Consider the following 15,135-nt stretch of genomic DNA (forward strand, 5'->3'; position numbering starts at 1 on the left):
AAAACCCCGCCGGCGCAAACCGGGCGGGGTTTTTCGTTTAGGACCCTCCCCGGAACGTCGGCCCAGAAGAAAAGGACTGGAGCATGGCAAGTTCGGGCACAACATCCACCAAGACGCGTTTTACTGGCGCGCAGCTGATCGTTCATCTGCTGGAACGGCAGGGCATCACCACGGTTGCGGGCATCCCGGGTGGCACGGTGCTGCCGCTGTACGATGCGTTAAGCCAAAGCACGCAGATCCGCCACGTGCTGGCGCGCCACGAGCAGGGGGCAGGCTTTATTGCTCAGGGCATGGCGCGTACGCAGGGCAAACCGGCGGTCTGTATGGCCTGCAGCGGCCCGGGCGCAACCAACCTGGTCACCGCCATCGCCGACGCGCGTCTCGACTCCATTCCGCTGATCTGCATTACCGGCCAGGTACCGTCCTCAATGATCGGCACCGATGCGTTCCAGGAAGTGGACACCTACGGCATCTCTATCCCCATCACCAAACATAACTATTTAGTTCGCGACATCAGCGAGCTTCCTCAGGTTATTAGCGATGCGTTCCGCATTGCGCAGTCCGGCCGCCCGGGCCCGGTGTGGATAGACATTCCTAAGGATGTCCAGACCGCAGAGATCGAGATAGACGTCCTGCCGGAGCCGGGCGAGCGTGCCCCCGCGCCGGAATTCAGCGCTGAGAGCGTGCGCGACGCCGCCGCTATGATTAACGCCGCCAAACGCCCGGTGCTCTATCTGGGCGGTGGGGCCATCAACGCTGCGGATGAAATCCGCCAGTTTGCGGAAAAAGCCAACCTGCCGACCACCATGACCCTGATGGCGCTGGGCATGCTGCCTAAAGCGCACCCGCTCTCTCTCGGCATGCTGGGCATGCACGGCGCGCGCAGCACCAACTACATCCTGCAAGAGGCGGATTTGCTGATTGTTATGGGCGCACGTTTTGATGACCGGGCGATTGGCAAAACCGAGCAGTTCTGTCCGAACGCCAAAATCATTCACGTGGATATCGACCGCGCCGAGCTGGGTAAAATCAAGCAGCCGCACGTGGCGATTCAGGGCGACGTGGCCGAGGTGCTGGCGCAGCTGATCCCGCAGACGGACGCAGCCGAGCGCGCCGACTGGCGTAAGCTGGTGGCCGATCTGCAGCGCGAGTTCCCGGGCGCCATCCCAACCGAAGGCGATCCGCTGAGCCACTACGGTCTTATCAACGCCGTTGCCGCCTGCGTGGACGACAGCGCGATTATCACCACCGACGTGGGACAGCACCAGATGTGGACCGCGCAGGCCTACCCGCTGAACCGTCCTCGCCAGTGGCTGACCTCCGGCGGTCTGGGAACCATGGGCTTCGGTCTGCCTGCAGCAGTTGGTGCGGCGCTGGCGAATCCGGACCGCAAGGTCATCTGCTTCTCCGGCGACGGCAGCCTGATGATGAACATTCAGGAAATGGCCACCGCGGCCGAAAACCAGTTAGACGTGAAAATCATCCTGATGAACAACGAGGCGCTGGGGCTGGTGCACCAGCAGCAGAGCCTGTTCTACAAGCAGGGCGTGTTTGCCGCGACCTATCCGGGGATGATTAACTTTATGCAGATTGCCGCCGGTTTCGGCCTGCACACCTGCGATCTGAACGCCGAAGAGGATGCCCACGCGGCGCTGCAGGACGCGATTTCTCGCCCCGGCCCGGCGCTGATCCACGTGCGTATCGACCCTGAGCAAAAAGTGTATCCGATGGTGCCGCCGGGAGCGGCAAATACTGAGATGGTGGGAGAATAAGCCATGCAGAAACAACATGATAACGTCATTCTGGAACTCACCGTCCGCAACCACCCTGGCGTCATGACCCACGTCTGCGGGCTTTTTGCCCGCCGTGCGTTTAACGTGGAAGGCATTCTCTGTCTGCCGATTCAGGGCAGCGAGCACAGCCGCATCTGGCTACTGGTCAACGACGACCAGCGTCTTGAGCAGATGATGGCGCAGATCGACAAGCTGGAAGACGTCACCAGAGTGGCGCGCAACCAGTCCGATCCCACCATGTTTAACAAAATTGCGGTGTTTTTCGAATAAATCGCTCATTGCTTGAACACCCGCGCGCTTATCGTTAAGGTAGGCGCGTTTTTTTATCCGCCCGCCAGGAATGCGCCATGACCACCATCGCCCTTATCGACGACCACCTTATCGTCCGCTCCGGATTTGCCCAGCTTCTGAACCTCGAACCGGATTTTCAGGTCGTGGCCGAGTTTGGCTCCGGTCGCGAGGCGCTGGCGGGCCTGCCGGGGCGCGGGGTGAAGGTTTGTATTTGCGACATCTCGATGCCGGATCTCTCCGGGCTGGAGCTGTTAAGCCAGCTGCCGAAAGGGATGGCGACCATTATGCTCTCGGTCCACGACAGCCCGGCGCTGGTCGAGCAGGCGCTCAACGCGGGCGCGCGCGGGTTCCTCTCCAAACGCTGTAGCCCCGACGAACTGATCGCCGCCGTGCGCACCGTCTCCACCGGCGGCTGCTACCTGACGCCGGATATCGCCATCAAGCTGGCGGCCGGACGCCAGGATCCGCTCACCAGACGCGAGCGCCAGGTTGCGGAAAAACTCGCGCAGGGGATGTCGGTGAAAGAGATTGCGGCCGAGCTGGATCTGTCCCCGAAAACCGTACACGTCCACCGCGCCAACCTGATGGAAAAACTCAACGTCAGCAACGACGTCGAGCTGGCGCGCCGCATGTTCGACAGCTGGCAATGAGTTCCGCTTTTTCACGGCTGATCGCCGTCGTCGCCAGCTTTTTTATCTTCTCCGCCGCCTGGTTTTGCCTGTGGAGCATCAGCCTGCACCTGGTGGAACGCCCCGAGCTGGCGGTGCTGCTGTTTCCCTTCGGCCTGCGTCTGGGCTTAATGCTCCAGTGTCCGCGCGCCTACTGGCCGGTTTTGCTCGGCGCTGAGTGGCTGATGCTGGTCTGGCTGGCGCAGGAGGTGGCCCTCGCGCACCTGCCCTTATTGATGACCGGAAGCCTGCTCACGCTTCTCCCGGTTGCCCTCATCTCCCGCTACCGCCACCAGCGCGACTGGCGCACGCTGCTGCGTCAGGGGGCGGCGCTGATTGCCGCCGCGCTGCTGCAGTCGCTTCCGTGGGTCGGCGAGAAGGAGATGCTCAATGCCCTGCTGCTGACCCTCACCGGCGGCCTGACGCTGGCGCCAACCTGCCTCGTGATCTGGCACTATCTCACCAGCACCGTCTGGCAGCCGCTCGGCCCGGCGCTGGTTTCCCAGCCGGTGAACTGGCGCGCCCGGCACCTCATCTGGTATCTGCTGCTGTTTGTGGTGAGCCTGTGGCTCCAGCTTGGCCTGCCCGCCGAGCTTTCACGCTTCACGCCGTTCTGCCTGGCGCTGCCGATTATCGCCCTGGCCTGGCACTACGGCTGGCAGGGGGCGCTGATCGCCACGCTGATGAACGCCATCGCACTGATCGCCAGCCAGACCTGGCACGATCATCCTGTTGATTTACTGCTTTCCCTGCTGGCTCAAAGCCTGACCGGGCTGCTGCTGGGAGCGGGCATTCAGCGCCTGCGCGAGCTGAACCAGTCCCTGCAAACCGAGCTGGCGCGCAACCGCCGTCTGGCGGAGCGTCTGCTGGAAACCGAAGAGAGCGTGCGGCAGGAGGTCGCCCGCGAGCTGCACGACGATATCGGCCAGACCATCACCGCCATTCGCACTCAGGCGGGCATTGTCCAGCGCCTGGCAGCGGAAAATGCGGGCGTGAAGCAGGGCGGGGCGCATATCGAACAGCTTTCGCTGGGAGTCTATGACTCCGTTCGTCGCCTGTTAGGACGACTGCGCCCGCGCCAGCTTGACGACCTGTCGCTGGAGCAGGCGGTGCGTTCCCTGATGCGCGAGATGGAGCTGGAAAGGCGCGGAATAGTGAGCCATCTCGACTGGCGCATTAACGAATCTACGCTCAGCGAAGGCCAGCGCGTGACGCTGTTCCGCGTCTGTCAGGAAGGGCTGAACAACATCGTCAAGCACGCCAGCGCCAGCGCGGTCACGATCCAGGGCTGGCAGCAGGACGACAGCCTGAAGCTGATAATTGAAGACGACGGCTGCGGCCTGCCGCCGGGCTCCGGCCAGAAGGGTTTTGGCCTGGCGGGCATGCGGGAGCGCGTCAAGGCGCTGGGCGGCACGCTGAACCTCTCCTGCACCCACGGGACGCGCGTCAGCGTCAGCCTGCCGCTACGGAGTTACCATGTTTAAAACCCCTGCCAGCGCCGCGCCGATTGGCAATAAAGCGGAAATCGACGCCCGCTACCGCTACTGGCGTCGCCATATCCTGATGGCCATCTGGCTCGGCTACGCGCTGTTCTACTTCACCCGCAAAAGCTTCAACGCCGCCGCGCCGGAAATCCTCGCCAGCGGCGTGATGACGCGCACCGATATCGGCCTGCTGGCGACGCTGTTTTACATCACCTACGGCCTGTCGAAGTTCTTCTCCGGCATCGTCAGCGACCGCTCCAACGCGCGCTATTTTATGGGCATTGGGCTGATCGCCACCGGCGTGGTCAACATTCTGTTTGGCTTCTCCACCTCGCTGTGGGCCTTCGCCCTGCTGTGGGCGCTGAACGCCTTTTTCCAGGGCTGGGGCGCGCCGGTCTGCGCCCGCCTGCTCACCGCCTGGTATTCGCGCAACGAGCGCGGCGGCTGGTGGGCAATCTGGAACACCGCGCATAACGTCGGCGGGGCGCTGATCCCGATGGTGGTAGGTGCGGCGGCGCTGCACTACGGCTGGCGCGCGGGGATGATGATTGCCGGTGGCCTCGCGATTGTCGCCGGGCTGTTTCTCTGCTGGCGCCTGCGCGACCGGCCGCAAACCGTCGGCCTGCCTGCGGTGGGCGACTGGCGGCACGACGAAATGGAGATTGCCCAGCAGCAGGAAGGCGCGGGGCTGACCCGCAGGGAGATCCTCACAAAATATGTGCTGAAAAACCCCTACATCTGGCTGCTGTCGCTCTGCTACGTGCTGGTTTACGTGGTGCGCGCGGCGATCAACGACTGGGGCAACCTGTACATGTCCGAGACGCTCGGCGTGGACCTGGTGACCGCCAACTCGGCGGTGACGATGTTTGAGCTGGGCGGGTTTATCGGTGCGCTGGTGGCGGGCTGGGGCTCGGACAAGCTGTTCAACGGCAACCGTGGCCCGATGAACCTGATTTTCGCCGCCGGGATTTTGCTCTCTGTCGGCTCGCTGTGGCTGATGCCGTTCGCCAGCTACGTGATGCAGGCGGCGTGCTTCTTCACCACCGGCTTCTTCGTCTTTGGCCCGCAGATGCTGATCGGCATGGCGGCGGCGGAGTGCTCGCACAAAAAGGCGGCAGGCGCGGCGACGGGCTTTGTCGGGCTGTTTGCCTACCTCGGCGCATCGCTCTCCGGCTGGCCGCTGGCGCGGGTGATCGACGTCTGGCACTGGAGCGGTTTCTTCGCGGTGATCGCCATCGCGGCGGGGATCTCCGCGCTGCTGCTGCTTCCCTTCCTGCATGCGCAGGCGCCGCGCGAGGTGAGCGAAGCGTGATGCGTCTCACCTTTCTGGCCCGAATGGCGTAAAACTAAGAAATTTTCCCGGTTTTACCTGGACGCTGTCTCAGGCATCTCTCCCGGCTGATTTTTACAATGCTGCAAAAATCAGCTCAGGAGTAACTCAGTCATGCTGGCCTTCTTAAATCAGGTGCGCAAGCCGACCCTGGATCTGCCGCTCGACGTGCGGCGCAAGATGTGGTTCAAACCGTTCATGCAGTCCTATCTGGTGGTCTTCATCGGCTACCTGACCATGTACCTGATCCGCAAAAACTTTAACATCGCGCAGAACGACATGATCTCAACCTACGGGCTGAGCATGACGCAGCTGGGGATGATTGGCCTGGGCTTCTCCATCACCTACGGCGTGGGTAAAACCGTCGTTTCCTACTACGCGGACGGCAAAAACACCAAGCAGTTCCTGCCGTTTATGCTGATCCTCTCCGCCATCTGTATGCTCGGCTTCAGCGCCAGCATGGGCGCGGGCTCCGTCAGCCTGTTCCTTATGATCGCCTTCTATGCCCTGAGCGGTTTCTTCCAGAGTACCGGCGGGTCGTGCAGCTACTCCACCATCACCAAATGGACGCCGCGCCGCAAGCGTGGTTCGTACCTCGGCATGTGGAACATCTCCCACAACCTCGGCGGGGCGGGTGCGGCTGGCGTGGCGCTGTTTGGCGCAAACTACCTGTTCGACGGCCACGTGATCGGCATGTTTATCTTCCCGTCGATTATCGCCCTGATCGTCGGCTTTATCGGCCTGCGCTACGGCAGCGACTCCCCGGAATCTTACGGCCTCGGCAAAGCCGAAGAGCTGTTCGGCGAGGAGATTAGCGAAGAGGACAAAGAGACCGAAGAAAACGAGATGTCCAAATGGCAGATCTTTGTTGAATACGTGCTGAAAAACAAAGTGATCTGGCTGCTGTGCTTCTCAAACATCTTCCTGTACGTGGTGCGTATCGGCATCGATCAGTGGTCGACCGTGTATGCCTTCCAGGAGCTGAAGCTCTCTAAAGAAGTGGCGATTCAGGGCTTCACTCTGTTCGAAGTGGGCGCCCTGGTCGGCACGCTGCTGTGGGGCTGGCTTTCGGATCTTGCCAACGGCCGTCGCGCGCTGGTGGCCTGCGTCGCGCTGGCGCTGATTATCGCCACGCTCGGCGTCTACCAGCACGCCAGCAACCAGTACGTTTACCTGGCGTCCCTGTTCGCGCTCGGCTTCCTGGTGTTTGGTCCGCAATTACTGATCGGCGTGGCGGCAGTGGGCTTCGTCCCGAAAAAAGCGATCGGCGCCGCCGATGGGATTAAAGGCACCTTCGCCTACCTGATCGGCGACAGCTTCGCCAAGCTGGGCCTGGGGATGATCGCCGACGGCACGCCGATTTTCGGCCTCACCGGCTGGGCGGGCACCTTCGCGGCGCTGGATGCGGCGGCCATCGGCTGTATCGTCCTGATGGCGATGGTCGCGGTGCTGGAAGAACGTAAGATCCGCCGTGAGAATCGTGCGCAGAAATTAAAAACAGCCTGAGTGTGCAGGTAACTTCTTTGCCCGGTGTGTGATGCCGGGCTTTTTTATATTGACCCCGACGGGGTTAACTCCTCCTCTCCCAATTCTTCAACATCTTTTCCGTTCACTATTATGGTGCCACCCGCTGTCGAGGCGCTGCGTTTCCCGCTATGATGAGCGGCTATTCATAGGAGAACGCATGGTCTGGATAATGCTGGCAACGCTTGCCGTGGTTTTTGTGGTGGGATTTCGCGTCCTGACCTCAGATTCCCGCCGCGCCATCAAACGTTTAAGCGAGCGTCTGGGGATCACCCCGATGCCGGTTGAGTCGATGATCGATCAGTTCGGCAAAATGCCGGGCAATGAGTTTATCCGCTACCTTGAGCGCCCGGACGAAGCGCATCTGCAAAACGCCGCGCAGGTGCTACTGATATGGCAGGTCTGCATTGTCGACGGCAGTGAAGAGAATCTGCACACGTGGCACCGCCTGCTGCGTAAAGCCCGCCTGGCCGCGCCGATTACCGATGCGCAAATTCGTCTGGCGCTCGGTTTTATGCGCGAGATGGAGCCCGATCCGCAGGAGCTTAACGCCTTCCAGCTGCGCTATAACCAGCTCTTCCTGCCGGAAGAGGGCGTGTTTTACCTGCACTGATCCCCTCTAAAAATCACAAAAGTTGTCTAAACGTTAAATTCGTCACACTTTTGATGATAAACTGCGCGACTTTTCCGCACGTTTTTATCTTCAGGTGACGCCATGACAGAACATATCCAGCCCACGACCAGACCGCAGACCAAAGAGGTTTCACGCCCCAACTGGTCGGCCGTTTTCGCCGTGGCATTCTGCGTCGCCTGCCTGATTACCGTTGAGTTTCTGCCGGTGAGCCTGCTGACGCCGATGGCGCAGGATCTGGGCATTTCCGAAGGCGTGGCGGGGCAGTCCGTTACCGTCACCGCGTTTGTGGCGATGTTCGCCAGCCTGTTTATCACCCAGGTGATTGGCACCATCGACCGCCGCAGGGTGGTCATCCTGTTCAGCGTGCTGCTGACGCTCTCTTGCCTGCTGGTCTCCTTTGCTGAAAGCTTCACCCTGCTGCTGCTGGGGCGCGCCTGTTTGGGGCTGGGGTTAGGCGGCTTCTGGGCGATGTCGGCCTCGCTCACCATGCGCCTGGTGCCCGCGCGGACGGTGCCAAAAGCGCTTTCCGTTATCTTCGGTGCGGTCTCTATCGCGCTGGTGATTGCCGCGCCGCTCGGCAGCTTCCTCGGCGGGATTATCGGCTGGCGTAACGTCTTCAACGCGGCGGCGGTGATGGGCCTGCTCTGCATCATTTGGGTGTGGAAGGCGCTGCCGTCCCTGCCGGGCGAAGCGGCGCACCACAAACAGAATATGTTCGCGCTGCTGAAGCGCCCCGGCGTGCTGGCGGGGATGACCGCCATCTTTATGGCCTTTGCCGGGCAGTTTGCCTTCTTTACCTACATCCGCCCGGTGTTTATGACCATGGCGGGCTTTGACGTGGACGGCCTGACGCTGGTGCTGCTGAGCTTCGGTATCGCCAGCTTTGTCGGCACCTCGCTGTCGTCTCAGTTCCTGAAACGCTCCCTGAAGTTGGTGCTGGCGGGTGCGCCGCTGGTGCTGGCGGCGAGCGCGGCGGTGCTGGTGCTGTGGGGCAGCGATAAGTGGGTGGCGTCTGCCATCGCGATTATCTGGGGCTTTGCCTTTGCGCTGGTGCCGGTGGGCTGGTCGACGTGGATCACCCGCTCGCTTGCCGATCAGGCTGAAAAAGCCGGGTCGATTCAGGTGGCGGTGATCCAGCTGGCGAACACCTGCGGCGCGGCCATTGGCGGCGTGGCGCTCGACCATCTGGGGCTGACCTCACCGCTGGTGATTTCCGGTACGCTGATGCTGCTGACCGCGCTGCTGGTGGCGGGGAAGGTTAAGGCGAAGTAGTGCTTTTCTCCCTCTCCCCATCAGGGAGAGGGGACTGCTCGGTGCTGTCTTTTCACCCTCGCCCCTTTGGGGAGAGGGCTGGGGTGAGGGGACATCAGGCTACGCCGATGTCTGAACCCGTCTTCTCGAATCCATTGAAATCAACACCACCGATGACACAATCAGCAGCGTCCCCAGCCAGTCCGGCAGGGTGAACGCCACGCCCAGTAAAATCACCGACAGCAGCGCGCTGCTCAGCGGCTCGGCGCAGCTCAGAATGCTCGCCTTCGGCCCGCCGATCGTCTGTGCGCCTTTCAGATACAGGCTGAACGTCAGCGCCGTACCAATCACCACCAGATAGAAAAACGCCAGCAGCAGGCTGCCGTCAATCACAAAGGTCGTCCCGCGCCCGGCGTAGAACGGCGTCAATATCAATCCGGCAATCAACATACTCCAGCCGACAATTGGCAATGTGCCGTAGCGGGCGATCAGCGTTGACGGATAGGTGGTGTAAAACGCCGCGGCAAACGCCGAGGCGATACCGAAGAACAACGCGGCAGGCGAGATGGAGAGCGAGGTCGGGTCGCCGTGGGTGACCAGCAGGAACGTCCCGACAAGCGAGGTCACAATCGCGGATAAAACAAACACGCCAGGGCGCTTTTTCCGCGCCAGCGCGAACCACGCCACGATAATGGTTGGTGACAGAAACTGCAGAACGGTAGCGGTCGCGGCGTTGGATTTTTCAATCGTCAGCAGGAAGGTGAGCTGCACGGTGAGCGCGCCGACCAGCGAGAAAAACAGCAGGCTGAGGGCGTCTTTGCGATGTTTGATCACCGAGAAAATCTTGTCGCCGTGAACGAAAGAAAGCGTCAGGAGGATCACGCCGGTAAACAGCAGGCGAACCATGGTCAGGTATGGCGAAGAAATGTGGCTTTTCTCCATGATGTACTGCGCGCAAACGCCGGAACTGCCCCATAAAACGGCGGCGATCAGGACGTTTAGCATCCCTTTACGTGTGGAACCCATGTTCTCCCCTGCGATGTTGTCGTTAATTCGGTCAACAGCATAGCATGGTTGTGTGTGGCCTGATGCCCTCACCCCGGCCCTCTTCCAGGGAGAGAGGGAGCAAACACTAAAAACGGCAACTCTCGTTGCCGTTTTGCTTCTACCTTGCTTAGAACCACGCCTCCCACATCGCGCCGACGTTGAAGTCGTCGAGCGTTTCGTCTTTGGTGTTGTTCACGCGCGCGGTGCGTTCGTTATCCACTTTGCCGCCGGTCACATAGAAGCGCAGCATCGGGCGGAACTCCGGCCCCATGGCGATAGACATATTCTGCGACAGGGTCAGCTTCCAGCCCTTGTTGTCGCCGCCGTTGTCGTAGTCAACGTGCTGCCAGCCTGCTTCCAGCCAGGTGGAGTGAACGTCGTTCCACCAGTGCATCGGACGCACGATGGCGTTGTAGTTCTTGCGGTTGTCGGTCTTATCGCGGCTGTTGTCGTAGTCGTGGAAGGCGAGGATGTACTCCACCTGCGTGGCCTGGGTGAATTTGTACAGCCTTTCGAAGCTGGCGTAGACCGTGGTCAGATCCTCGGTTTTGTTGAACACGCTGTTGTCCGCGTTATCGGAGTAGCGGGCGATCACCTTGTTCACGCCGCTGTCGTTGGTGTGGCTCAACACCACGCCGCCCTGCCACGCGTTCAGACGCTCGTCGCTCTCCACCGCTTTGGAGTCAAAGCCGTAGTTAGCGTACAGCTCCATGTCGATCGGGCCGAGCTTCATGCCGTGGATTTTTGAGGTCGCGGCGTAGTTGCCTTTGTCGCCCGTGCCGGAACCGCCGGTACAGGTGATGCGCGACGGGTTGGCTTCATCTTCCATCACTTCCGGGCTACAGGATTCCACCGCCGCGACGGCGGCCACGTCGAACTGCACGCCGCCGATGTCGAAGTTCTTCACCCCGGCGCCCTGGCCGTCGTGGTTCATCCAGAAGTAATCGTTGATGCCCTGCTGTGGACGCTGGTGGAAGTCACGACCGGCCCAGAAATAGGCGTTCGGGTTGGAGGCCATAATGTTGGTCACCCCCGCGTAGGCTTTTTTCAGGTTAACTTCGTCGCCCCAGTGGTCGATCATCACGTTAACGTCCCAGATGGCGCCGTTTTCACCCTTAAAGGCCTTGGAGAGCTGGAATTCCCCGCCGTTGCCTTCGTTGCCCAGACGACCAATGGCCGACGCGCCGTTGTACGAGCCGTCCACCGCGACGTATTTCTGATCGGCGGCCTGGAAGTGCGCGCCGTAGCGGGCATAGCCGGTAAATTTAATCCCGAACGGGATCGCCATATCCGGAGATTGCGCCGCGCTTTGCGGCTCGGTCACCACGTCCGCTTTTTTCGCGACCGCCGCATCCATTTTAGCCTGACGTTCGGCGAGGGCTTTATCCACCGCTTTTGCCACAATGGCGTCGATTTGCTCCTGGGTGAATTCCTGCGCGAGCACGGAAATTGGGCAAAGCGCGGCGATAACCGCCATGGTTAATGGAAGTTTTTTAATCGTATTCATGGTTATCTCAATATAGTTTAATTTTATTCAGACAATAACCATCCCGCTCCGATCTGACAGAGTATGTCGCTATCATCAGAACAAGTGGATCTCTATTTAGGGTACAGAGGTATTACAGTAATTATTTCGCCATAGACTATCTCTGATATAAATGAATAATTTCTTCGGATAATTCACGCGCTAATAAGGAATTCATTAAATGATCCTGCGCGTGCACCATAATTAACGTCATCGGCTGGCGGCCTTCGCCCGCATCCTGCTCGATCAGTTTGGTCTGCATCTTGTGCGCCTGGCGCGCGTAGCCGTCGGCTTCGCGCAGCAGGCTTTTGGCCTCGTCAATGTTGCCCTGGCGCGCCGCGTGCAGTGCTTCAAAGCACAGGCTGCGGGACTGTCCGGCATTGACGATAATTTCCATTACGGCTTCTTCTAATGCGATCATCATCATTACTCTTTATCAAAACTATTATTTAACGCGGTGGCGGCAAACCACTCTCCGCTTTTCTTAATGGTGCGTTTCTGCGTCTCTAAATCGAGCTGGATAAATCCGTAGCGATTTTTATACGCGTTGCACCACGACCAGTTATCAATAAACGTCCACATATGATAGCCAAGACAATTGCACCCTTCGCTAATACCCTTATGCAGCCAGGCTAAATGTTCGGAAATAAACTCGATGCGGTATTGATCGTTAATCTGGCCGTTTTCAATAAAGCGCTGCTCGTTTTCGACGCCCATGCCGTTTTCAGAAATAAAGCAGCGAGGGTTGCCGTAATTGTCGCGCAGGTTGACCAGAATATCGTAAATACCCGGCTCGTAGATTTCCCAGCCGCGGTACGGGTTCATCTTGCGGCCCGGCATCTCGTAGCTATCAAAGAACCACTCCGGCATAAACGGCGCCTGCGGGTTCACCGCGCTGTCGCGACACTTCACGCGACGCGGCTGATAGTAGTTCACGCCGAGCAGGTCGATTTTCCCTTCCGCAATCAGGAAACCGTCTTCCGGTTTACAGGCGGGTAATTGATCGCAGGATTTCAGCAGCGCGACCAGGTCCGCCGGGTATTCCCCTCGCAGGACCGGGTCAAGGAAGCTGCGGTTAAACATCAGATCCGCGATGTGCGCCGCCTTCACGTCCGCCGGGTTCTGCGAGCGCGGGTACGACGGCGTCAGGTTCAGCACGATGCCAATCTCCCCCGCGTAATGCCCGGCGCGGTAGGCCTGCACCGCTTTCGCATGGGCCAGCACGGTGTGATACGCCACGGTGGCCGCCCGACGAAAATCCACCACGTTGGGGTAGTGGAAGTCGTACAGATAACCGCCTTCCACCGGCACGATCGGCTCGTTGAAGGTAAACCAGTGCAGCACGCGATCGCCGAACAGCTCAAAGCAAATCTGCGCATAGCGGGCGTAGGCGTCCACCACGTCGCGGTTTTCCCAGCCGCCGATCTCCTGCATCGCCATCGGCATGTCGAAATGGAACAGGGTCATAAACGGCGTGATGCCCTGTTCATTCAGCTCATCAATGACCTGATTGTAAAAATCGACCGCTTCCGGGTTCACTTCACCGATACCGTCGGGGATCAGGCGCGCCCAGCTAATCGAGGTGCGAAAGCTGTTGTGGTTCAGCTGCTTTAACAGCTGAATGTCCGTTTTCCAGTGCTGATAGAACGTGGAGGTCTGCTGCGGCCCCACGCCGTTGTGAAAACGGTTCGGCTCGCGGGCAAACCAGTAATCCCATGTGGTTTCGCCCTCTCTTGCCCCTTCGGTCTGGAGAGCGGAGCTTGCGCTGCCCCACCAGAAGTTATCGGGAAATGCGTATTTCATGACTCTTCCTCTTTGACTTAATTGCTGGCGGTCTCGGCGGCGCCGACGGTTGCCTGGGCCTTCTGCTCTTCGTTTTTGATGAGCGTACGCTCATAGGCGCGCAGGAACGGCAGGTACATCAGCGCGGACATCACCATACAGACCAGGCACATCACCACCGGGCTCAGCGCCCAGTTTGCTGCCCACGAAGCGCCAATCGGTGCAGGGGTGGTCCACGGGGTTAACGACACGACCTGCGCCAGCCAGCCGAGCTTGGTTGCGCCGTACGCCAGGCAGGCGTTGACCAGCGGAACGAACACGAACGGGATAAACAGCATCGGGTTCATGATGATCGGCGCGCCGAACAGAATCGGTTCGTTGATATTGAAGAAGCTCGGCACCACGCCCATTTTGCCGATGGTGCGAAGGTGGGTAACGCGGCTGCGCAGCAGCAGGAACGCCAGCGGCAGGGTGGAGCCTACGCCGCCAATCAGCAGGTAGTGATCCCAGAAGCCCTGAAGATAAACGTGCGGCAGCGCCGCGCCGGCCGCCAGCGCCGCCTGGTTTGCGGAGAGGTTAGCCATCCAGAACGGGTTCATGATGCCGGTGACGATCAGCGAGCCGTGAATACCGGCGAACCAGAAGATCTGGCACAGCAGTACGGAGAGCAGAATCGCGGGCAGGGAGTCAGACGCGGACACCAGCGGCTCCAGCAGATGCATGATCGCCTGCGGGATGATCATTCCGGTCTGCGCTTCGATGAACAGGTTCAGCGGGTGCAGCGTACCGATCACCACCATCACCGGGATCAGGATCTCAAACGAGCGCGCCACGCCGGTTGGGACTTCCTTCGGCAGGCGAATGGTCACGTTGTTCTGCTTCAGCCACGCGTAGACGCGGGTAGCGTAAATGGCGGTGATCAGCGCGGTGAAGATGCCCTGGCCGGAGAGATACTGGGTCGAGATTTTGCCGTCGGCATACGGCGCGGCGACCAGCAGGAAGGCCATAAAGGCCAGCAGGCCGGACATCACCGGGTCGAGGTTAAACTGACGCCCCAGGCTTGCCCCAATCCCCACCGAAATGAAGAAGGTCATCACGCCCATGCTGAGGTTAAACGGCAGCATCAGCTGTTCGCGATAGGTCTGGGAGAAATCCAGCCAGCCGCGGGCGAAGCTGTTGGTGGTATCCGCCGAGAACGGCGGGAAGATGAACACCAGCATAAACGAGCCGATGATCATAAACGGCAGCGCGGCGGTAAAGCCGTCGCGGATGGCAATCACATACTTTTGCTGACCGAGCTTCGCGGCCAGCGGGGTAATTGACTGCTCAATCACCGCGACCATGGATTGATATAACGAACTCATGTGAACACCTTTTAGTGTGCCGCTTCGATGAGCGACAGAGCATAGTCCAGTACTTTATCGCCACGCTGCATGCCGTAGTCCATCATATCGATGGGCTGCACCGGAATGCCTTTCGTAGCCGCCTTGTCTGAGAGTGTCTTTAACATGTATTTCACTTGCGGTCCGAGAAGGACAACCTGGTATTGCGGAAACTGCGTATCAAATTCGGAAACACCGTACGCATCAATCTTCACCGGCAAACCACGTTCTTTCGCGACATCGATCATTTTGCTGACCAGCAGGCTGGTGGACATCCCGGCAGAGCAGCACAGCATAATTCTGAACATCGACAACCATCCTCTAAATGTAAAAAGTTATTGCGAGGATGATTGGACATGATACGGAAACCGGTTTCCATTCATAAAAGACAGAAGTGTGATACCCATCAAGATCCCTTACTTAT

14 protein-coding genes are annotated in these 15,135 nt (G+C 59.7%); 8 read left to right on the forward strand and 6 right to left on the reverse strand.

The window, feature by feature from the left end; all coding sequences use genetic code 11:
- The first annotated feature begins 83 nt into the window (after nucleotides 1-83).
- From ilvB to nepI, 8 genes are all read left to right on the forward strand, one after another.
- Nucleotides 84-1,772 carry an acetolactate synthase large subunit gene (gene ilvB / locus SPG90_RS17980; RefSeq protein ID WP_045354668.1) on the forward strand — a complete coding sequence of 563 codons (1,689 nt, stop codon included), beginning with the start codon at nucleotides 84-86 and terminating at the stop codon, nucleotides 1,770-1,772.
- A gap of 3 nt (nucleotides 1,773-1,775) precedes the next feature.
- On the forward strand, nucleotides 1,776-2,063 hold the full coding sequence (gene ilvN / locus SPG90_RS17985; protein ID WP_033144334.1) for an acetolactate synthase small subunit: 288 nt from the start codon (nucleotides 1,776-1,778) through the stop codon (nucleotides 2,061-2,063).
- A gap of 77 nt (nucleotides 2,064-2,140) precedes the next feature.
- Entirely contained in the window at nucleotides 2,141-2,734 is a 594-nt protein-coding gene (uhpA, locus tag SPG90_RS17990) for a transcriptional regulator UhpA (protein WP_047173150.1), read from the forward strand.
- Nucleotides 2,731-4,236, forward strand: coding sequence for a signal transduction histidine-protein kinase/phosphatase UhpB (gene uhpB / locus SPG90_RS17995; RefSeq protein ID WP_126303943.1), 1,506 nt, complete (start codon nucleotides 2,731-2,733; stop codon nucleotides 4,234-4,236). Before uhpA ends, uhpB begins: the two co-directional genes overlap by 4 nt.
- Entirely contained in the window at nucleotides 4,229-5,548 is a 1,320-nt protein-coding gene (locus SPG90_RS18000; RefSeq protein WP_126303941.1) for an MFS transporter, read from the forward strand. Before uhpB ends, SPG90_RS18000 begins: the two co-directional genes overlap by 8 nt.
- Before the next feature lie 132 nt (nucleotides 5,549-5,680).
- A complete protein-coding gene (uhpT, locus tag SPG90_RS18005; protein ID WP_023309834.1) occupies nucleotides 5,681-7,072 on the forward strand; it encodes a hexose-6-phosphate:phosphate antiporter in 1,392 nt (463 codons plus the stop codon).
- 178 nt (nucleotides 7,073-7,250) lie between these two features.
- On the forward strand, nucleotides 7,251-7,703 hold the full coding sequence (locus tag SPG90_RS18010; protein WP_023309835.1) for a DUF1198 domain-containing protein: 453 nt from the start codon (nucleotides 7,251-7,253) through the stop codon (nucleotides 7,701-7,703).
- Between the two features lie 102 nt (nucleotides 7,704-7,805).
- Nucleotides 7,806-8,996, forward strand: coding sequence for a purine ribonucleoside efflux pump NepI (nepI, locus tag SPG90_RS18015; RefSeq protein WP_126303939.1), 1,191 nt, complete (start codon nucleotides 7,806-7,808; stop codon nucleotides 8,994-8,996).
- Between the two features lie 99 nt (nucleotides 8,997-9,095).
- Here nepI and SPG90_RS18020 read toward each other — a convergent pair whose 3' ends face one another.
- The 6 genes from SPG90_RS18020 to SPG90_RS18045 all read right to left on the reverse strand — a co-directional run bounded on the left by SPG90_RS18020 (nucleotide 9,096) and on the right by SPG90_RS18045 (nucleotide 15,019).
- On the reverse strand, nucleotides 9,096-10,001 hold the full coding sequence (locus tag SPG90_RS18020) for a DMT family transporter (protein WP_045400419.1): 906 nt from the start codon (nucleotides 9,999-10,001) through the stop codon (nucleotides 9,096-9,098).
- Between the two features lie 148 nt (nucleotides 10,002-10,149).
- Nucleotides 10,150-11,529, reverse strand: coding sequence for a carbohydrate porin (locus SPG90_RS18025; protein ID WP_322408260.1), 1,380 nt, complete (start codon nucleotides 11,527-11,529; stop codon nucleotides 10,150-10,152).
- A 136-nt stretch (nucleotides 11,530-11,665) separates the two neighbouring features.
- Entirely contained in the window at nucleotides 11,666-11,968 is a 303-nt protein-coding gene (locus SPG90_RS18030; RefSeq protein WP_029741865.1) for a PTS lactose/cellobiose transporter subunit IIA, read from the reverse strand.
- Between the two features lie 5 nt (nucleotides 11,969-11,973).
- On the reverse strand, nucleotides 11,974-13,350 hold the full coding sequence (locus SPG90_RS18035) for a glycoside hydrolase family 1 protein (RefSeq protein ID WP_045400416.1): 1,377 nt from the start codon (nucleotides 13,348-13,350) through the stop codon (nucleotides 11,974-11,976).
- A 17-nt stretch (nucleotides 13,351-13,367) separates the two neighbouring features.
- Nucleotides 13,368-14,693 (reverse strand): PTS sugar transporter subunit IIC, encoded by a 1,326-nt coding sequence (locus SPG90_RS18040; protein WP_039260375.1) that lies wholly within the window; start codon nucleotides 14,691-14,693, stop codon nucleotides 13,368-13,370.
- 11 nt (nucleotides 14,694-14,704) lie between these two features.
- Nucleotides 14,705-15,019: a PTS sugar transporter subunit IIB gene (locus SPG90_RS18045; protein ID WP_126303937.1), complete on the reverse strand. Its 315-nt coding sequence runs from the start codon at nucleotides 15,017-15,019 to the stop codon at nucleotides 14,705-14,707.
- Between the last annotated feature and the right edge of the window lie 116 nt (nucleotides 15,020-15,135).

The organism is Enterobacter sp. D2, assembly GCF_034427575.1.
Lineage (GTDB): Bacteria > Pseudomonadota > Gammaproteobacteria > Enterobacterales > Enterobacteriaceae > Enterobacter > Enterobacter cloacae_M.